The 18745-nt window shown below is 68.9% G+C and carries 17 protein-coding genes and 1 pseudogene; 6 read left to right on the top strand and 12 right to left on the bottom strand.

Annotated features, from left to right (window positions below; genetic code table 11):
- Positions 1 to 15 precede the first annotated feature (15 nt).
- From K4B79_RS30815 to K4B79_RS30795, 5 genes are all read right to left on the bottom strand, one after another.
- A complete protein-coding gene (locus K4B79_RS30815; protein WP_232030491.1) occupies positions 16 to 918 on the bottom strand; it encodes a carbohydrate ABC transporter permease in 903 nt (300 codons plus the stop codon).
- 2 nt (positions 919 to 920) lie between these two features.
- Complete coding sequence (locus tag K4B79_RS30810) at positions 921 to 1874, bottom strand: carbohydrate ABC transporter permease (RefSeq protein ID WP_232030489.1); 954 nt, start codon at positions 1872 to 1874, stop codon at positions 921 to 923.
- Position 1875: 1 nt separating this feature from the next.
- Complete coding sequence (locus K4B79_RS30805; RefSeq protein WP_232030487.1) at positions 1876 to 3246, bottom strand: ABC transporter substrate-binding protein; 1371 nt, start codon at positions 3244 to 3246, stop codon at positions 1876 to 1878.
- A 220-nt stretch (positions 3247 to 3466) separates the two neighbouring features.
- Positions 3467 to 4228: an SDR family oxidoreductase gene (locus K4B79_RS30800; RefSeq protein ID WP_232030485.1), complete on the bottom strand. Its 762-nt coding sequence runs from the start codon at positions 4226 to 4228 to the stop codon at positions 3467 to 3469.
- Entirely contained in the window at positions 4225 to 5244 is a 1020-nt protein-coding gene (locus K4B79_RS30795; protein WP_232030484.1) for a zinc-dependent alcohol dehydrogenase, read from the bottom strand. Before K4B79_RS30795 ends, K4B79_RS30800 begins: the two co-directional genes overlap by 4 nt.
- Before the next feature lie 88 nt (positions 5245 to 5332).
- Between K4B79_RS30795 and K4B79_RS30790 the strand changes: the two genes are divergently transcribed.
- Positions 5333 to 6400, top strand: coding sequence for an aldo/keto reductase (locus K4B79_RS30790; protein WP_232030482.1), 1068 nt, complete (start codon positions 5333 to 5335; stop codon positions 6398 to 6400).
- 67 nt (positions 6401 to 6467) lie between these two features.
- Here the strand turns inward: K4B79_RS30790 and K4B79_RS30785 are convergent, their stop codons facing one another.
- Complete coding sequence (locus K4B79_RS30785) at positions 6468 to 6692, bottom strand: hypothetical protein (RefSeq protein ID WP_232030480.1); 225 nt, start codon at positions 6690 to 6692, stop codon at positions 6468 to 6470.
- Positions 6693 to 6705: 13 nt separating this feature from the next.
- Between K4B79_RS30785 and K4B79_RS30780 the strand changes: the two genes are divergently transcribed.
- Both K4B79_RS30780 and K4B79_RS30775 read left to right on the top strand, forming a co-directional pair.
- Positions 6706 to 9147 (top strand): right-handed parallel beta-helix repeat-containing protein, encoded by a 2442-nt coding sequence (locus tag K4B79_RS30780; protein ID WP_232030478.1) that lies wholly within the window; start codon positions 6706 to 6708, stop codon positions 9145 to 9147.
- A gap of 484 nt (positions 9148 to 9631) precedes the next feature.
- Positions 9632 to 11024 (top strand): annotated as a pseudogene (locus K4B79_RS30775) (non-reducing end alpha-L-arabinofuranosidase family hydrolase).
- Between the two features lie 215 nt (positions 11025 to 11239).
- On the opposite strand, the gene K4B79_RS30770 reads toward K4B79_RS30775, so the two are convergent.
- Positions 11240 to 12151 (bottom strand): hypothetical protein, encoded by a 912-nt coding sequence (locus tag K4B79_RS30770; RefSeq protein ID WP_232030476.1) that lies wholly within the window; start codon positions 12149 to 12151, stop codon positions 11240 to 11242.
- On the opposite strand from K4B79_RS30770, the gene K4B79_RS47955 reads away from it, so the two are divergent.
- Positions 12035 to 12574 carry a trypco2 family protein gene (locus K4B79_RS47955; protein WP_308280540.1) on the top strand — a complete coding sequence of 180 codons (540 nt, stop codon included), beginning with the start codon at positions 12035 to 12037 and terminating at the stop codon, positions 12572 to 12574. The two genes, K4B79_RS30770 and K4B79_RS47955, sit on opposite strands and share 117 nt — an antisense overlap.
- A 133-nt stretch (positions 12575 to 12707) precedes the next feature.
- On the opposite strand, the gene K4B79_RS30760 is transcribed toward K4B79_RS47955, so the two are convergent.
- The 4 genes from K4B79_RS30760 to K4B79_RS30745 are packed head-to-tail and all read right to left on the bottom strand — an operon-like array spanning position 12708 to position 15697.
- Positions 12708 to 13649: an ABC transporter substrate-binding protein gene (locus tag K4B79_RS30760; RefSeq protein WP_232030473.1), complete on the bottom strand. Its 942-nt coding sequence runs from the start codon at positions 13647 to 13649 to the stop codon at positions 12708 to 12710.
- On the bottom strand, positions 13646 to 14317 hold the full coding sequence (locus tag K4B79_RS30755) for an ABC transporter permease (RefSeq protein WP_232030471.1): 672 nt from the start codon (positions 14315 to 14317) through the stop codon (positions 13646 to 13648). The genes K4B79_RS30760 and K4B79_RS30755 overlap by 4 nt, the downstream gene beginning before the upstream one ends.
- The gene (locus K4B79_RS30750; protein WP_232030469.1) at positions 14314 to 14994 is read right to left on the bottom strand and encodes an ABC transporter permease; all 681 of its coding nucleotides are present in this window, start codon (positions 14992 to 14994) and stop codon (positions 14314 to 14316) included. Before K4B79_RS30750 ends, K4B79_RS30755 begins: the two co-directional genes overlap by 4 nt.
- Before the next feature lie 58 nt (positions 14995 to 15052).
- Positions 15053 to 15697, bottom strand: a complete 645-nt coding sequence (locus tag K4B79_RS30745; protein ID WP_232030468.1) for a hypothetical protein — start codon at positions 15695 to 15697, stop codon at positions 15053 to 15055.
- A gap of 149 nt (positions 15698 to 15846) precedes the next feature.
- Here K4B79_RS30745 and K4B79_RS30740 point away from each other — a divergent pair, with 149 nt between their 5' ends.
- Together K4B79_RS30740 and K4B79_RS30735 are read left to right on the top strand one after the other, a co-directional pair.
- Positions 15847 to 16632, top strand: coding sequence for an ABC transporter ATP-binding protein (locus K4B79_RS30740; RefSeq protein WP_232030466.1), 786 nt, complete (start codon positions 15847 to 15849; stop codon positions 16630 to 16632).
- A 3-nt stretch (positions 16633 to 16635) separates the two neighbouring features.
- Positions 16636 to 17946, top strand: a complete 1311-nt coding sequence (locus K4B79_RS30735) for an FtsX-like permease family protein (protein WP_232030464.1) — start codon at positions 16636 to 16638, stop codon at positions 17944 to 17946.
- Between the two features lie 86 nt (positions 17947 to 18032).
- On the opposite strand, the gene K4B79_RS30730 is transcribed toward K4B79_RS30735, so the two are convergent.
- Complete coding sequence (locus K4B79_RS30730; protein ID WP_232030462.1) at positions 18033 to 18602, bottom strand: TetR/AcrR family transcriptional regulator; 570 nt, start codon at positions 18600 to 18602, stop codon at positions 18033 to 18035.
- Positions 18603 to 18745: the final 143 nt, after the last annotated feature.

Raw genomic sequence — 18745 nt, 5'->3', positions numbered from 1 at the left:
TGCGTACGCTCGCGGTCATTCCTTGGTTCCTCCAGCTGTCATGCCCGCGACCAGGAATCGCTGGGAGAAGAGAAACACGATCAAAACGGGCAGGATCGACACGATCGTCCCCAGCGCCAAGGTGGGCAGCTGAACGGAGTCGGATCCCGCGGAACTGGGATTGAAGGCCGGGGTCGAGGCCAGCAGCGAGGTCAGCCCGACCTGGATCGGATAGCCGTCGCTGGAGGGGAGCATCACGAACGGCAGGAAGAAGTTGTTCCAGTTCTGCACGAAGCTGAAGAACGCCACCAGCGCGACGATCGGGGCGGCCAGCGGAAGGGCGACCCGGGTGAACACCTGGAGTCCGCTGCAGCCGTCGATACGCGCGGCGGCGAGGATGTCGCGCGGGATGCTCGTCGAGAAGTAGATGTAGGTGAGATAGACGCCGAACGGGAAGAACGACATCGGCAGGATCACCGACAGCGGACTGCCGATCAGACCGACACTGTTCAGCTCCAGAAAGATGGGCAGCACCAGTGCGGTGCTCGGGATCAGCATGACGACGAGTGTCAGGACGAGCAGCGCCTGCCGGAGCTTGAACTCCGTGAGCGCGAGTGCGTAGCCGGCGGGGATGCTCACGACGAGCGTGATCACCAGAGCGCCGATCGCGTACAGCGCGGAGTTCCCGATCCATGTCGTCACGGCACCGTCTTGGAAGTCGAACAGCTGATGCCAGTTGGCGACGAGGGCCGACCAGGACCCGGGAGAGAACGGGTGGTCGACGACGAGCGCCTTCGAGGACTTGGTGACCGCGAGGAGCAGCCAGACGATCGGGACGGCGAAGAGCAGGATGAAGACGACGAGCAGGACGCCGATGATGGAGCGCCCGCTCCAGCCGCTCAGACTCGACCGACGGCGTTCGGTGGAGAGTACTGCCATGGTCATTCCTTCTCGAAGAGGCCGCCGCGGGTCACGAACACCCAGGACAACAGGAGCGCGACGACCAGCAGGAGCAACGAGATGGCGGCCGCGCCGTTGAAGTCGTTCTGCTGGAACGCGTACTGGTAAGCCAGTTGGTTGAGCGAGTAGTCGTTGGGCACCACCGCGTTGCTGGCCTGGCTGAGCAGCTGTGGCTCGACGAACAGCTGGGTGCCGGCCGCGAGCGACATGACGCCCATGTACGCGACCCACTTGCGCAGCATCGGAAGCTGGATGCGCAACGCGATCTGGACGGCGTTCGCACCGTCGATGCGGGCGGCCTCGATCACCTCGGTGCTGATGTTGTTGAGGGCGCCGTACATGATGATGATCCACCCGCCAGCTCCGGTCCAGAACGCGATGATGGCGAAGATGGCCGGCAGGTTGCCCGGTTGGATCACCTGTACGAAGCTGTGGAACCCCATCGCGCTCAGCAGACCACTGACCGGGCTGGCCGTCGGATCGAGGACGAACAGCCACAGCAGGACACTGGACGCGCCCGCGAGCGCGCCGGGCAGGTAGTAGACGAAGCGCAGGGTCGCGCTCACCCACCGGACTCCGATGGCGTGCACCATGAGGGCCAGGCCGACGACGAAGACCACCAGCCCGAGGAGCCAGATGACGAGATAGATCGTCACGTGGAACACAGCCGGCCAGAACCGGAAGTCGTCGATGACCTTGGTGAAGTTGTCGAAGCCCACGAATCCACCGTCGGCGTCGGTGAAGGCGAGTACTACCGCGTAGAGGGAGGGAATGATCCCGAAGACGATGGTGAGCAACGCGTAGGGCGAGACGAAGACATAGCTGATCGGGCTGCGGGCGAAGGCGCTGCCGGCCCGCTTGCCGCCGCCCCGGCGTGACCGCCGACCCTGTGAAGGGCCGACGGTCAGTTGGTCACTCGAGGGAGCGAGGGTCATCTCACTTCACCACGTATCCGTTGACCTTGGCCTGGTTCTCGATCGCCGTCCGCCACGTCGGGAGCAGGTCCACGATCGACTTGCCGCCGGTGATCCCCGGGGTCATCGTCTTCGCCCAGATCGCCTCCTGGCTGAAGGTGGGGTAACCCCAACCGGACCAGACCTGCGACGCCGCGGCCTCCACCGGCTTGAGTGAGGTGGCGTAGTACTTGCTCGCCTCCTGCTTGGCGATCCACTTCTCCGCCGCGGGGGCGTACGCCGGGTATCCCGGTGCGGCGTTCACCTGGTACTCGTCGGCCGTGGTGACGAACTGTACGAACTTCTCGGCAGCCTTCAGGTTCTTCGAATGGCTGGAGATGAACCAGGTACCGCCACCCACGTTCCCGGTCACCGCGGCGCTCTCGCCGTTCCACGCCAACGGTGCGGCGACGCCGAGCTGTCCGGCCGGTGTGTCGAGCGACTCGGGGTTGTGGAAGATCGCGCCGGCGTACCACGCCGGACCCGGCATCATCAGCACCTTGCCGGAGTACTTCTTCAAGAACTCGGGGGTGAACACGCTGACCACGGGCACGGTCTTGTTGTCACGCAGCGTGTCCAGCATCGAGGCGGCCCGCTCGCACTCGGCCGAATCGGTCTTCACGGTCACGGACTTGGGACCGGTCACGTCATTGGCCTGGCACTTGCTCGCCCACATGTACACCTCGGGCGTCCACGCGTCCCCGGCCGTGCCGATGATGTAGCCGGGGTGCTCCTTGGCGACCTTCTCCCCGAGCGCCTGGTACTCCTCCCACGTGGTCGGCAGGGCGTAGCCGAACCGCTCCAGCAGGGGCTTGTCGTACCAGAGCACCGCCTGAGCGAGGTCGTTGCGCAGGCAGTACACGCGGCCGTCCACCGTGCACGGGTCGAGCGAGCCCTTGGTGAAATTGTTCAGCGTCTCCTTCGGGACCAGGCCCTTGTCCAGCACGGCAGCGAACGCCTGCTTGCCGCCGTTCTTCTGGCCGGCCCATGCCGCGTCGTTGTTCTGGCTGGAGAAGACGACGTCGGGCCAGCCATTGCCGGCGCGGTCGAAGAGCTGCATCTTCGTCCGGAAGGAGTTGGACCCGTTCGCCGCCCCGTCGTAGGTGACGACCTTGATCTTGGTGTCCGGGTTCGCCGCCTGGAACGCCTTCGCGGCAGCCTGCCGGTCCGCGTCCACCCAGACCGTGATCGTCGAGGATGACTCCTGTTCGGCTTGAGGGAAGCCGTACGCCCCGTTCGCCACGCTGCCTTCGCTGCTGCAGCCAGCGAGGGCGACGAGTGCCGTTGCGGCGCACATCGCGGCAACGATCGACGCCCTGCGGCGTGAACGCACCCCGGTGGGGATTCCGACCATGAGATGTCCTTTGTCTAGTCGACTTCATTGACGACTCCGCGCCAGGGACTTTAGAGCATACGTATTATGTTTGTCACGAGACGGACGCCTGCCACCTTGAGGAGTAGACGTGATCATTACGATCTCGAGGAGGGGACGGACCGTCGATGGCTTTCGCGCCGGGAGCCTGCTCTTCGGTGCTGTGGCCCGCGGCGGGCACGGTGCTGTGCCGACCGAGGCTCTATCGACCGAGCCAGCCGCCGTCGACCGGCAGGATCGCCCCGGAGACGTACCGCGCGGCGTCCGACGCCAAGAACACGGCAGCGCCTGCGACGTCTTCCGGCGCTCCCCATCGTCCTGCCGGGATCCGCTCCAGGATCGCGCGGGACCGGTCGGGGTCGTCCTGAAGCGCTTGGGTGTTGTCGGTCGCGATGTATCCCGGGGCGATGCCGTTGACGGTCACTCCGTGTCCGGCCCATTCGTTCGACAGCGCCCGAACCAGACCCGCCACGCCGGACTTGGCCGCCGCATAGCCCGGCACATTGATCCCGCCCTGGAACGAGAGCAGGGAGGCGGTGAAGACGATGCGCCCGTGCCCCGCCTCCAGCATCCGTCGGCCCAGAACCTGGCTGAGCACGAAGGCGCTCGTGAGGTCGACCTCGAGGACTTCGTCGAACCATTCCAGGGGATGCTCGGCCGCCGGAGCGCGGCGGATGGTCCCGGCGTTGTTGACGAGGATGTCCACCGGGCGCTCGGCTGCGGCGAGTTCCTCGGCGAACCGGGTCACCTGGCTCCGGTCCGCGAAGTCGACGCGGTGCCCCGAGAACTCCCGGCCGAGCTCGCGCACGCGGTCGCCGATCGCCGACGAGGCCGGATCAAGGGCGGCGGACACTGCGACGATGTCGGCGCCGGCGGCGGCCATGGCCTCGGCGACGGCACATCCGATTCCCCGCTTGGCCCCCGTCACGACGGCGAGGCGCCCGGTCAGGTCGAAGGGGTTCATGACGCGCTCACCTCGACGAGCAGCTTCATGGCCTGCCCGGTCTCGAGGAGGCCGAAGGCCGATTCGACCTCCCTCAGGAGCACGATGCCCGTGATGAGTTGCTCGGCCGGGATGGCGCCATCGGCCAGGAGCTCGACGGCGCGCTCGAAGTCGTGGCGTCGGTAGACCCGGGCGCCGAGCAGCCTCAACTCCCGCCAGAACACGCGGTGCAGGTCGATGGGCCTCGGTTGCGAGTGGATGGCCACCACCACGAGCGTGCCGCGGACCTTCGCCAGGCCGGTGGCGCCGAGTACGGCGGCGGCGGAACCGGAGACCTCGAACACGACGTCCGCTCCGGCGCCGCCCGTCCATTCCTCCACCCAGGCGACCTGGTCGACCGACGAGGGATCCATCGTCGTCAGCCCCATCCCCTCGGCGGCGGCCCGCCGGTTCGGGTCGATCTCGGCGATCACGACCTCGGCACCGAAGGCGGCGGCGACGACGGCGATCAGAACGCCGATCGGGCCCGCACCGATGACGACGGCCTTGTCGCCCGCGGCGAGTTCGGACCGCCGTACGTCGTGAACGGCCACCGCGACGGGCTCCACGAGCGCGGCATCTCTCAGCGAGATCCCCGGAGGCAGCCGGACGAGCGTCGGCGCCGGTACGTTCCAGTACTCCTGAAGAGCTCCCGGGCTGTCGATGCCTATGAAATCCAGGTGCTGGCAGATGTGCTCGTGTCCCGCGCGGCAGGCCGGGCAGGTGCCGTCCCAAGCCAGCGGCATGACGGTGACCGCATCACCCACCGCCCAGCCCTCCACGCCGGCGCCGAGGGCGACGATCGTGCCCGACATCTCGTGTCCGATCGTGGCCGGCGTGCTGACCCGGCCGTCCATGTCCCCGTGGAAGACATGGAGGTCCGTGCCGCAGATCCCGACGTAGGCGACGGCGATTCTGACCTCCCCCGCTCCGGGTTCAGCCGGTTGCTGTTCCTCGACGGTCATCGTGCGGGCGCCCACATAGCTTGCCGCCAACATACGGATCGGCTCCTCTTCGCCATGCCGCGGGCTGCGCCGGCCCACAGGGGCGGCGCAGCCCAACAGGAAACATCATACGTATGCTGTCATGATAGAACTCGACCTCGTGCCCAGCAAGCAATCGCCACGCGACCACGCATCGACACAAAAGACGCTGCCCGTCCGCAGCCTGCGGACCGGGCACCAGCTCACGGAACTGGGCCTGGGGGCCGCCCAGTTCGGCAATCTGTTCACCAAGACGACCGACGACGAGTCGCTTCGCGCCGTCAGAGCCGCGACCGAGGAAGGCATCCGCCACCTCGACACCGCGCCGCACTACGGCCTCGGGCTGTCCGAACGCCGCCTGGGGAACGCCCTGCGTGCGACCGCTCGGCAAGCGGTGGTCCTCTCCTCGAAGGTCGGGCGTCTGCTCGTGGACAGCCCGGACACGGCTCACCGGCTCGACGACGACGGGTTCGTCGTACCGGCGACGAAGAGACGGGTCCGGGACTTCAGCCGCGAGGGGATCTTCCGTTCCGTCGAGGAGTCGCTGGCACGACTCGGGACGGACCGGCTCGACATCGCCTATCTGCACGATCCCGACGACCACTGGGAGGCGGCATCGACCAGCGGGATGGCCGCTCTGGCCGAGCTCCGGGACCAGGGCGTCGTCGGCGCCATCGGTGCCGGCATGAACCAGGCGGCGATGCTGGCCGAGTTCGTGAGGCGGACCGACGTCGACGTGGTGATGGTCGCCGGTCGGTTGACCCTTCTCGACCAGTCGGCACTGGACGACCTACTGCCCCTCGCCGGCGCCCGCGGCGTCGGCGTCGTCGCCGCGGCGGTCTACAACTCCGGCCTTCTGAGCAGTGCGACCGTGGACGCCTCGGCGCCCTACGACTACGGGACGGCGCCGCGCTCTGTCATCGAACGCGCCACCCGTATCGCCGCCGTCTGCGAGCGGCACGGCGTGGAGCTCCCCACTGCCGCCGTCCAGTACCCGCTGCGCCACCCCGCGGTCACCTCGGTGGTGACAGGGATGCGCACTGAGGAGCACGTGCGAAGCAATGTGGCGCGATATCGGGCGGTGGTGCCGGAGGCCCTGTGGGAAGAGCTGCACTGCGCGGGACTCGTTCCGGACCCCGCCCGCACAGCGAGCACTCCAGAACCCAAGTAAACATCGTACGAATCTTGTCGCAAACATCATACGTATGCTAACCCTGTGGCGAGCATCAATGCCCCAGTCACAGGAAGCGATCGAACATGACATCGACGTCAGACTCGACACGCTCGGTGAGCGGACGATGGAAGCGCAGGACCGGGCTCCTCGCGACGCTCGGCGTCTGCGCCGCCATCGCGTCAGCACTCATGCCGCTCCAGGCGCAAGCCGCGCCTCGGACGGTGTACTTCGCGGCGCCGGACGGGAAGAACTCCGGCCCCTGCAGCCAGTCGCAGCCGTGCTCGATCAAGCGGGCGCAGCACATGGCCGGCCCCGCCGCCAAGCGGGGTGACGTCAGCGTTCAGCTCGCCGACGGCACCTATCGCCTCTCCGAGCCACTCCGGTTCGGTCCCGGCAATGACGGCGGCGACCACACCGTCACCTGGACCGCCGCCCCAAACGCCAACCCCGTCATCACGGGCGCCTCGAAGGTCACCGGCTGGTCCAAGTCCGATGCGGGGTCGGGCATCTGGGAGGCGGACACCCCTCGCGGCCTCGACACCCGCCAGCTCTACGTGAACGGCGTGATCGCCCCTCGCGCCGCCATCCGCCTGGCCAACTCGGACGTGACTCCCACCGCTACCGGCCTGACCATCAAGAATCCGGCACTGAACTACCTCGCCACGCTCCCCGACCAGGGGCGCATCGAGTTCGAGTCCCTCGGCGACTTCACCAACCGCTACTCACCGGTGCAGAGCATCAGCGGCACCGAGATCACGATGGCGCAGCCGGCATGGGACAACAACACATGGGGCTGGGACACCGTCCAGAACTCGTTCCTGGCCGGACCGAGCTGGTACCTCGACAACTCACTGAAGTTCCTCACCCAGGTCGGCCAGTGGTACATCGACCCGGGCGCCGGGAAGCTCTACTACAAGCCGGCGGACGGGGTCGACCCCGACAAGCTCGACATCGAACTGCCCCGCCTGGAAACACTGATCAGCATCGGCGGGACGTACGACGAGCCGGTGACCGGCCTTGCCTTCAAGGGCATCCAGTTCTCCGGAACCTCCTGGCTCGGCCCCTCGACCGACGGGTACGCGGACCAGCAGAACGGTCTCTTCATCAAGGGCACCTACAAGTACCGCCCCGCCGACGCCTTCACCAGCTGCTCCCGCGGCTGTGAGATGTTCGAACGCGCCCGCACCAGTTGGTACCAGGAGCCCGCGGCCGTACGGGTGTCCGCCGCCAGTCGCATCTCGTTCACCGGCAACACGTTCACCAACCTCGGCCAGTCGGCACTGGGCATCGGAAACGACGCCAACGCCACGATCACCGGTGTCGGACTGGGCGCGGCCGACATCGACGTGGTCGGCAACCGGTTCACCGAGAACAGTGGGCACGGCATAGCGGTCGGCGGCGTACTGCCGGACGCGCACCACCCCAGCGACCCGAGAATGACCAACAAGAACATCCTGATCGCCAACAACACGATCAACCGCGTGGCGGTGGACTACAAGGACAACAGCGGCATCCTCAGCACTTACGTCACCAACGCCCGCATCCTGCACAACGAGGTCGCCAACGTCCCCTACGACGGCATCGACACCGGCTACGGCTGGGGCATCAACGACGCCGGGGGGTCGAACGACTACGTCGACCGTGGCTACTACAAGTGGAACACGCTCTACACGACGCCGACCACGCTCAAGAACAACCGCGTCGAGGGCAACCTCGTGCACAACACCAAGGCACGTTTCGCCGACGGCGGTTCGGTCTACAACCTCTCCGCCAGCCCGGGGACCGTGGTCGCCAAGAACTACCTGTTCAACATCTCAGGAGTCGGCCTCTATCTGGACGAGGGCTCGCGCTCGATGACGTACGAGAACAACGTCGTCCAGGGCGGTTCCTTCGTGTTCACCAACGCATACAGCCTCCGCAACAACACCAGCGACAACACCATCCAGAACAACTGGTACAACTCGGGTGGAGTGTCCGCGCCCAACGCCGAGGCACACAACAACAAGCTGATCAACAACGTGAAGGTCACCGGCGCCAACTGGCCGGCGGGCGCACGCGACGTGATCTGCCAGGCGGGTGTCGCACCGCAGTACCGGACATCGCTCAACGCAAACCAGTTCGGATTCAGCGGATGCGCGTCCACCGCACCGGTGGGGGGCGGCTTCAGCACAGCCGGAGGTTCGGCCGTCAGCTCGTACTTCGGCCAGCACGGGAACGCGTTCGGCATCGCGGCGGCCGGCGCCGACGTCTGGGGTGCCGGGGGTCAGAAGGACGACCAGTTCGGATCGATCTATCGGGCCGGCTCGTACACGGCCGGCTCGAGCGTGTCCACCCGAGTCGTGTCGGTCAACGACGCCGACGCCTGGGCCAAGTCCGGTGTCATGGTCCGCAACGACATGACCAAGGCGGGAGCGTCGGCCGGGTACGCCGTCGTCGCGGTCACCGCTCGCAACGGCGTCGTGTTCCAGTGGGACAGCAACGGCGACGGCTATCTGGACACCGACGCCCGCGCCGATGTCGACGTCTACCGTCCCGTCTGGGTGAAGCTCACCCGGTCCGGAACGTCGTTCACCGCCTCGTACTCCTACGACGGTGCCAACTACGTCCCGATCGGTCAGCCCGTCACGTTGGCCACCGCCGCGGCCAAGCAGGACGCCGGGATCTTCTCCACGTCCCATGACGTGACCCAGTCGGCGATCAACCAGTTCGACTCCAGCACCGTGACGGCGGAAACGATGCCGTAGGCATCGCTCACGGGCGGCGGGCGCACCAGGGTCCGTTCTCGAATGGATCTTGCCCGGAGACAGAACGATGCGGGAGGACCGCCGCTTCGCAGGAGGCGGCGGTTTTCTCGTGCAGCGTTCGATCAAGTCACGCCGCCGATAGGTCGCCCCGGCCTGGGCGGCCAGTGCCGGCCGGCTGTCGCTACCTGCCCCTGACGCCAAAGACCCGTACAAGTACGGGACTTGAAGAGGCCTGGTTTCAGTCTGCGGATGTTGCGGCCTATGGATGTTTCTGTCTGCGGATTCTGCGCGAAGCATTGACGGCATTGATGGGATGTCCAGCATTCTCTCGATCGGGACTTCGACCCTTGTTCGACATATCGGCCATGGATCGCATCACACCGGCATCCGGACAGCCTCTGACCGGGAGGACCGGAGTCGCTTGCTCAAGGATGACGAGGTCCTTACGCACCGACGTAGTTCCAGCCTCAGACGCCCGTCCGCGGTGCTCGCCGCCGTGGTTGCGGCCCTGGCCGCGCTGGCGGCGCTGCTCGTCGCCGGCCCGGCCCAGGCGGCCACCACCGGCGACGTGCGCGGGGTGGCTTCCGGCCGCTGTCTCGATGTGGCGGGCTTCAGCCAGACCGACGGCGCGAACGTGCATGTCCGGGACTGCCACGGCGGCGCCAACCAGCAGTGGACGTTGACGGACAGCAGCCGGCTGACGGTGTACGGCAACAAGTGCCTGGATGCCCGGGGCGGCGCCACCACGTCCGGGACCCGGTGCAGATCTGGACGTGCAACGGCAGTGACAACCAGCAGTGGCGGGTGAACCCCGACGGCACGATCACCGGCGTGCGCTCCGGGCTGTGTCTGGAGGCATCGGGCTGGGGTACGGCCAACGGCACGGGGGGCAGCTCTGGTCGTGCCACGGCGGCGCCAACCAGAAGTGGACCGGCCTGTCCGGGGCGAGCAACGCGTGTGCTCTTCCGTCGAGCTACCGGTGGGCCTCGACGGGCCCGCTGGCGCAGCCGAAGTCGGGCTGGGCCTCGCTCAAGGACTTCACCACCGTGAAGTACAACGGCCAGCACCTCGCCTATGCCACGACACACAACACCCTCGCCGGTGACGAGGGGCGCTGGGGATTGACGGCCTTCAGCCCCTTCACGAACTGGTCCGACATGGCCGCCGCCACCCAGAACACGATTCCCTTCGATGGCATCGCGCCGACGCTGTTCTACTTCGCCCCGAAGAACCTCTGGGTGCTCGCCCACAACGGGGGTTGGGCGTACAGCTTCTCCTACCGCACCTCGAGCGACCCCACCAACCCCAACGGCTGGGGCCCGCAGCAGGAGCTCTTCACAGGCACCCTCCCGAAGGGTGGCCCCCTCGACGTGACCCTCATCGGCGACGACACGAACATGTACATGTTCTTCGCCGACGATGAGGGCGGCCTCTACCGCGCCAACATGCCCATCGGTGACTTCCCGGGCACCTTCGGTTCGTTCACGAAGATCATGAGCGACACGCCGCTCAACCTGTTCGAGGCGGTCGAGGTCTACAAGGTCCAGGGTCAGAACCAGTACCTCATGATCGTCGAGGCCCAGAATTACACAGGGTACGGTCGCTACTTCCGCTCGTTCACGGCCACCAGCCTCGACGGCACCTGGACACCGCAGGCCGACACCGTGACCAACCCCTTCGCCGGCAAGGCCAACAGCGGCGCGACCTGGACCAACGACATCAGCCACGGCGATCTGGTTCGCACCGACCCCGACCAGACCAAGACCATTGACCCCTGCAACCTGCAGTTCCTCTACCAGGGGCGCGACCCCAGCACCGACGGCACGGACTACGGCCTCCTGCCGTACCGGCCGGGCGTGCTGACACTGCAGCGCTGACGACCTCGTGCACGGTTGGCTGTGGCTCGGCGTTCAGGTAGCTCGTGGGATGGGTCATGGTGGGGGCTGGGGCACGGGTCTGTCGCCGACGGTGATCATCAGGCCCGGCTCCTGCCGCCCGGCCACGGCGGCGGGCGGCAGGAGCCGGGGCGAAGCACAGGCGCACCGGACGCTCCACTGGACGTGCCGCCGTGTGTCGTTGGTCGGCGACGGCTTCATCGTGACTCGTCGCGCGCCTGCGGCGGAGCCGCCGGTGTCACAGCCCCGCGGCCCTTCGAGGCGGCGGCGCTGCCCTCCCTTCTCAGGATGCCGAAGGCCCAGCGTTCGTTGAAGCCGGCCACGAAGCCGATGGCGCACCAGAAACCCCAGAATTCGGTGCCGGCCGCGTTGCCCGTCCCGCAGATCTCGGCTGTCGTGACGGGTACCTCGACCACCGGCACGATGCCGCCGCTGAGCACGAAGTAGACGGCGACGGCGAGGATCCAGCCCACGAAGACGCGGTAGACGCCTTCGTGGCGCATACGGCGGGCCAGTTGCCGGCCGGCGGCCGCCCCGCTGCCGGGTCCGGTGGTCTGTCGCCGTGCCAGTTCGCCGACGCTGAGCCGGAGCCGCCCCAGGACGCTGAGCACCGCTCCGAAGGCCCCCATGCCGCCCGCGGTGAAGGCCCCGAGCAGGCCCCAGCCGTCGCCGCAGCCCAGGGTGACGCCGAGCAGGTGCAGCGCGGGCCGGCCGGCGAGGAGCGGCAGAGCGAGCAGCAGCGTTCCCGCGGCGGCGCCCAGAGCCAGGCCGACGTTGAGGCCGCGGCCGACCGCCGTCACGCGGTCCTGCTCCAACCAGCCCTCGACGTCGTCGAGTTCCCGGTCCAGGTAGCCGCGCACATAGTCCCCGGGCGGGCAGGTCTCGGCCAGTACGTTGCGCAGGGCCCCGCGCAGCGCCTGCTGCACGCTGCGGCGCGTGGACCGCTCGAACGCGCGCTGCGAGGCACCGAGTGCCCGCTGCATCCGCAGCAACTGGGCCGGATACGCGGCGCAGAACCCCTTGTAGGCGGGCGCGTCCTCGGACCGTACGAGGTCCTCCAGGCTCTTCGACCGCCCCTCGGCCTCCGCGCCGTCCCACACTTCCCTCACGCGACGCCCCCACCGGCGGCGTCCCCCGTTGTCGTCCCCCATGAACCGGGTGTACCGGCCCGCGCGGGGGCCGGGAACCCTCCCCGCCGCACCAGTACGGTCACCGACGTCACGGAGGCGTCACGTCAGCAGGGGACTAATGTTCGGGCGCCAGCCGGGGCCGAGGAGCCGTTGCGCTTCGAGTTGGAGACCGTCGATCCGGAGCTGCAGGTCACCGTGACCGCCCGAGGCGCGGCGGAGGCCGAGGTGGGGCTCTGGAGCGTGCTGACGGCCGGTACCTCCGCCGACCACAGCCGCGGCTCCGTGCACAAGCTCACGTTGAAGCTGACCCCGCGGCACGCCGACGCCTCCAACGGCGACAAACTGCTGAACTGGCCGGCCTCGATCCGGACGCCTTCCTGCCGGCCTACCTCACCTCCCTGACCGGCCAGGCGGAGCTGTCGCGGAGGCTGGGGCGGCTCGCCGAGGCCGAAGCGACCGAGCAGGAGTACGTCCGCTGGGCGCCGGGGTGACCGTGTGGCGCCCGACAAGCCGTCGCCGCATGTGACGCCCCGTCTCACCTCAGCAGGCCCTTGTCCTCCAGATAGGTCCGGGCCACGTCCTCGGCCAACCGGCGCCAGCTGTCGACCTGTTGGTTCATCGAGGCGAGGTCGGCGGTGGTCAGGACGGCGTTGAGCTTGCCGAGTGCCTTGGTGACGCCCGCGCCGCCCGCCCGGGAGCGGTTGACGACGGGGACGACGTAGTCGGCGTTCTGGAGGTGCTTGTCGTCGGTGAGGAGGACCAGGCCGAAGTCGGACAGGGTGGCGTCCGTGGTCGTGGTCAGCACCATCTGGTCCTGGCCGCTCTGCACGGCCCGCTTGGCCTGGGTGGTGCCGACGCCCTTGGGGTCGACGGCGGTGATGTCGATGCCGTACGTCTTCTTCAACCCCGGCTCGCAGTACGGCCGTTGCACGCACTCGTCGCCTGCCGCGAGCCGCACCCGCAGGCCGGAGGCGCCGAGGTCGCTGAGAGTCTTGAGGCCGTGCTCGCGGGCGTAGGAGGCGCTCACGGCGAAGGCGTTCTGGTCGACGGCCCGGCCGGGGTCGAGGACGGTGAGGCCCCGGGGGGTGGCCAGGCGGCGCAGGGCCTTCATGGTGGCGTTCAGGTCGGGTGAGCCGACCGGCTCGGCGTCGGCGCCGTGGGTCTTGGCGTTCAGCCAGTCGGCGAAGGTGGCCGCGTACTCGGGCACGACGTCGATCTGCCCCGACTCCAGGGCGGGTTCGTACAGTTCGCGGTTGGCGACGGTGAGCAGCGAGGTGCGGTATCCGGCCTGCTCCAGCAGCTGGGAGTACAGCTGGGCGAGGAGGTCGCTCTCGGTGAAGCCGGCGGATCCGACGGTCAGGTGGTGGCTGTCGCCGGGCGGCGCGGTGACCGCGCCCTGGTTCTCCAGGGACGGTCCGGTGGAGCAGCCGGTGAGCAGCAGCAGGAGGGCGGCCGTCGCGGCCCGGGCACGTCTCATCGTGTGCCCCTCGCCCAGCGGGGCGCCAACCGCTCCGCGACCTCGAAGACCGCCTCCACGACCAGCGCGAACCCGGCGACCAGGACGGCACCGGCCACCACCTGGGGCGTACTGGCCAGGTTGAAGCCGGCCGTGATGATCCGGCCCAGCCCTCCCCCGCCCGCCAGGGCGGCGATGGTGGCGGTGGCGACGAGTTGGACGGCGGCGATCCGCACCCCGTTGAGGACCATGGGAAGCGCAAGGGGCAGCTCCACGCGGACCAGCACCTGCGGCCCGGTCATGCCCATCCCGCGCGCCGCCCGCACGATGTCGCGGTCGACCTCGCGCATACCGACGTAGGCGTTGGTGAGCAGGGGCGGCACGGCGAACAGCACGAGGGCGACCACCGTGGGGCCCTCGCCCCATCGGCCCACCGGGGTGAGGAGCAGCAGGACCAGGACGGCGAAGGTGGGGACCGCTCGGCCGATGTTGGAGATGTTGACGGCCAGCGCGCCGCCCTTGCCGAGATGGCCGAGGACCAGCGCGACCGGCAGTGCGATCAGGCAGCTCACGGCCAGGCAGACGACGGTGAGGACGAGGTGCTCGAGAAGCCGGTGCCCGATGCCCTCCTCGCCCGCCCAGTGCGCGGAGTCGGCGAGCCAGTCCCAGGCGTCGGTCAGCGTGTTCATGCGCGTGCCGCCCTCGTCCAGGGGGTGAGCAGCCGCTGCACGGCGAGGAGGAGCAGGTCGGCGGCGATCGCGATCACCACGCACAGGACGGACGCGGTGAGCACCTGGGCCTTGAAGTAGGTGTTCATGCCGGCGTAGATGAGGTTGCCGAGCCCGCCGTGGCCGACGATCGCGCCCACGGTCACCAGCGAGATCGCCGAGACCATGGCGATGCGCAGGCCGGCCATCGCGGCGGGCAGGGCGAGCGGGAGTTCCACGGCGAGCAGGAGCCGGATCGGGCCGTAGCCCATGCCGCGGGCCGCCTGCCGGGTCTCCTCGGGGACCGCGCGCAGCCCGGCGAGGATGTTGCGCACCAGCAGGGTCAGCGAGTACAGCACGAGCCCGGCGACGACGAGGCCCGCGGACAGGCCGTAGACGGGCAGGAGCAGGGAGAACATCGCCAGCGACGGGATCGTGTAGAGGATCGTCGTCCCGGCCAGGACGGGTGCGGCCGCCCAGCCCCAGCGGCGGGCCAGGACCGCGAGGGGCAGGGCGAGGGCGAGGCCGATGAGCACCGAGACCGCGGTCAGCTGGAGATGCTGGAGCACCGCGTCGAGGAGGATGTGCCGGCGGGTACTGAGGTACTCGCCGCAGATCCACTCGTTGCGCGCGAGGCAGTCGTCCGGAGGCGCGGTCACGCCTCCATTGCACCGGGCGGGCCGGGGCGTCGGCGCGTTGTGGTGACCCGTACGAGGGTCACGGACCGGTCAGCAGCAGCGTGGGCAGGGTCCCCTGCACGATCTGCCCGCGCGGCAGGGTGAGGCCGAAGTGCTCCTGGAGGACCCGCAGCGAGGTCCGGTGCACGGTACGGCGGTCCAGGTCCTCGTCGGGCAGTCCGGCGGCGGTGAGCCGGTCCCGGACGGCGGCCGCCACCTCGGGGTCACCGTCGGGGCTCCCCCACGACCAGCCGGCGTCCAGGTGCAGGTTGAACTTGCACATCAGGCGCTCGTCGTGGCGGTAGGCGAACCACGGGGGCACCGGTTTGCCGTTCCACTCGTCGAACTCCAGGTGGAAGACGTGCAGTTCGTGGCGGTCGACCGGCGGTGTGTCGCCGAACTCGCCTTGCCAGCCGCCGTACTTGACGACGTACGACCACTCGTCGAGCTCTCCGTGGCGCAGGGCGACCTCCTTGGACACGTCCTCGAAGACGCCTTCCAGTACGTCCTGCACCTGCCTGCCGGTGAGTTCCCCGATGAAACGGGGCCTGCCCTTCTTGCGGAGCGCGGTCTGGGCGACCCGTCGCGCCAGGGACTCCCCATCGAGGTCGCGGGCGATCACGATGCCGTAGCCGCTCCAGGCGATGGCCTCGGGTTCGGCGAGCCAGGTTATTCCGTCGGTCATGGCGGTCATGGGGATCAACCCTGCCGTATCCGCCGGAGGGTGTCACTGAGTACACCCCCGAAGACGGGTTCTGCGCCCCATGTGTCCGACGCCCCGTCTCCGTAGCGTCTTCATCGGGGCACACGGCGTGCCGGACGGAGATGATGACGATGTTTCGCACAGGCTCGCGACGCAAGCACGACGCGGGACCCGCCGCCGAGGCGCTGCGGCTGGTCAAGGTCACCAAGACCTACGGCACGGACGACAGTGCCGTGACCGCGCTGGACGGGGTCACGCTCGCCCTGGCCCGTGGCACCTTCACGGCCGTGATGGGGCCCTCGGGCTCGGGGAAGTCGACGCTGCTCCAGTGCGCGGCCGGTCTGGACCGGCCCGACAGCGGGATCGTGCGGGTGGACGGCCATGAGCTGACCGGGGGCGGCGAGGCGGAGCTGACGAGGTTCCGGCGGGGCCGGGTCGGGTTCGTCTTCCAGCAGTACAACCTGCTGGAGACGCTGACCGTCGCCCAGAACACGGTGCTGCCGCTCAAGCTCGCCGGGCAGCGGGTGGACCGGAGGAAGGCCCGGGAGATCCTCACCGCCGTCGGCCTCGGCGACCGCCTGGGCCACCTGCCCGACCAGCTGTCCGGCGGGCAGCGGCAGCGGGTGGCGATCGCGCGGGCGCTGGTCGCCGACCCCAGGGTGATCTTCGCGGACGAGCCGACCGGCGCGCTGGACACGCGCAGTGCGCGGGGTGTGCTGGGGCTGCTCCAGGACGCGGTGCGGGTGCACGGCCGGACCGTGGTGATGGTGACACACGACCCGGTCGCCGCCTCCTACGCCGACTCCGTGGTCTTCCTCGCCGACGGCCGGCTCGCCGGGCGGATGGACGGGCCGACCCCGGACGCGGTCGCCGAGCGGCTGGCGCACCTGGGCGACGACATGACGGTGGGGGTGTGAGCCATGTTCCTGCTGGCGATGCGGTCGATACGCAAGCGGCCCGGACGGTTCCTCGCGACGCTGCTGTCCGCCTTCCTGGGCGCGGCGGTCATCATGACGTTCAACTCGATGCACGACACGGCGGCACAGAGCGGTGTCGACCGGGTGAGCAAGGAGACCCTGACCACGGCGGCGAGTGTGGTCGGCGGCTACGGCACCCTGCTGGTGTTCTTCGCCGTCGCCTCGACCCTGACGGTCACCGTGCGCCAGCGGACCGCCGAACTGGAGCTGCTGCGCTGCTCGGGGGCGACTCCGGGGCAGATCAAGCGGATGGTGGTGGGTGAGGCGGTGGCCGTCGCCCTGGTGGGCGCGGTGCTGGCGATCGGTCCGGCGATGCTCGGCGGACAGGCGCTGCTGGGGGTGTTCCAGGACAGCGGTCAGGTCGCCCGGTCCGTCGACCACTCCTTCGGTCCGGTCGCTTTGCTGTCGGGCGTCGACATCACGCTGCTCGCGGCGGCGGGCGCCGCGTTCCTCGCGGTACGGCGGGCGACGCGCGGGCCGCGGCGGGCGGGCAGGGCGCGGACGTACCTCGCGTACGCCGCCCTCGGCCTGGGTGCCGTGGCGGCGACGTCCACCTTCGCCTTCTCGGCGACGGACGAGGCGCTGATGGCGGCACCGGCGTACGGGGCGATCCTGCTCTCCGTGGGCTGCGCGCTGCTGGCGCCGCGGCTGCTGAAGGGTGTGCTGGACGCGCTGCCGCTCACCGGTGCGAGCGGCTGGCTGGCGGTGCGCAATCTGCGTCGCCGGGCGGACCACCTCGCCGGGATCCTGATGTCACTGATCCTGTTCACGGCGGTCTCGACGGCCACCCTGTACATGCAGGCGGTGGAGAGCGATGCCGTGGCGGCCTCGGGTCTGGTGAAGTCGGTCGACGCGAAGAACCTGGAGTCCCTCAACTACACGGTCGTCGGCATCATCGTGGTGTTCGTCTGCGTGATGCTGGTCAACTCGCTGTACGCGGCGACGAGTTATCGCAGCCGGGAGTTCGGGCAGCAGCGGCTCGCGGGGGCGACCCCGGGGCAGGTGCTCGGCACGGTGGGCGCCGAGGGGCTCATCCTGACCGTCGTGGGTCTGTTCTTCGGGACGGTGGCCGCGCTGGCGGGGATCGTGCCGTTCACGATGGTGCGTACCGACTCGGTGCTGCCCGATCAGGGGCTGGGCATCTGGCTGGCGGTCGCGTCGATCGCGGCGGCGGCCACGCTCGGGACGAGCCTGGCCACGGCACGGCGGGTGCTGCGCACTCCGGCGATCGGGGCGGTGGGGCTGGCCGCGTGAGCGGACGCATGAACCGATCAGGGGCGGCCACTTCGGTGGCCGCCCCTTCGTCAACTTCGCCGGCTTCGTCAACTTCGCCGGCTTTGTCAGCGCACTCCCGCCGCGTCCAGCAGGGCCGTCACGGTCACCGTCGTCAGCCCGTCCAGGGTCTCGACGCGGGCACCGGCCCGGGCGCTGGCGCCGTCGAAGACCAGCATCAACTGGCGGGAGAGAAGATCGGGTTCGCGTGCTCCGCCGGCCTCCGCCTCGGCCCGGAGTGCCTCCCGCAGCTTCTCCTTGGCCGCGCGGGCGACCTGGCTCGCCGGGTGGTCGGGGTCCTTCAGCTCGACCAGTGCGGCCAGGAACGGGCAGCCGTGGTAGTCGGGGTCGGTCGAGCTCTTCTCCACCTGCCCGAAGACGTGCAGGATGCGTTCGCGCGGGGTGCCGGTGTCCTCCGGCCCGGGCAGGAGGTAGGCCGCGTAGGCGGGCAGGCGTCGGTCCAGGCTCGCCGCGAGGACCTCGTCCTTGCTCGCGAACAGCTGGTACATCGATCGCTTGGAGACACCGGCCGTGCGGCACAGCGCCTCGACGCCGATGGAGACGCCGTCACGGTAGAAGAGCTCGGTCGCCGCGTCGAGCAGCCGGTCTCTGGTCGATGCCTTCTCTGTGGTGGCCATACGGGGAGGTTACCTCTGCGCACGCAAGGACAAAAACCGATCAGTCTACCGATGTCGCCCGTCCTGCTTTTCGCGTGACAGAGGGAGTGAACAAGCGCTTAGATAGTGCGCTTAGAAGGTGGTTTACGAACGACCGCCGAGCG

This window comes from Streptomyces lincolnensis, assembly GCF_021173675.1.
In the GTDB taxonomy this organism is placed as follows: domain Bacteria; phylum Actinomycetota; class Actinomycetes; order Streptomycetales; family Streptomycetaceae; genus Streptomyces; species Streptomyces lincolnensis_B.
Note: the sequence above shows the minus strand (reverse complement) of the source record. Positions and strands in the feature narration are given on the sequence as shown.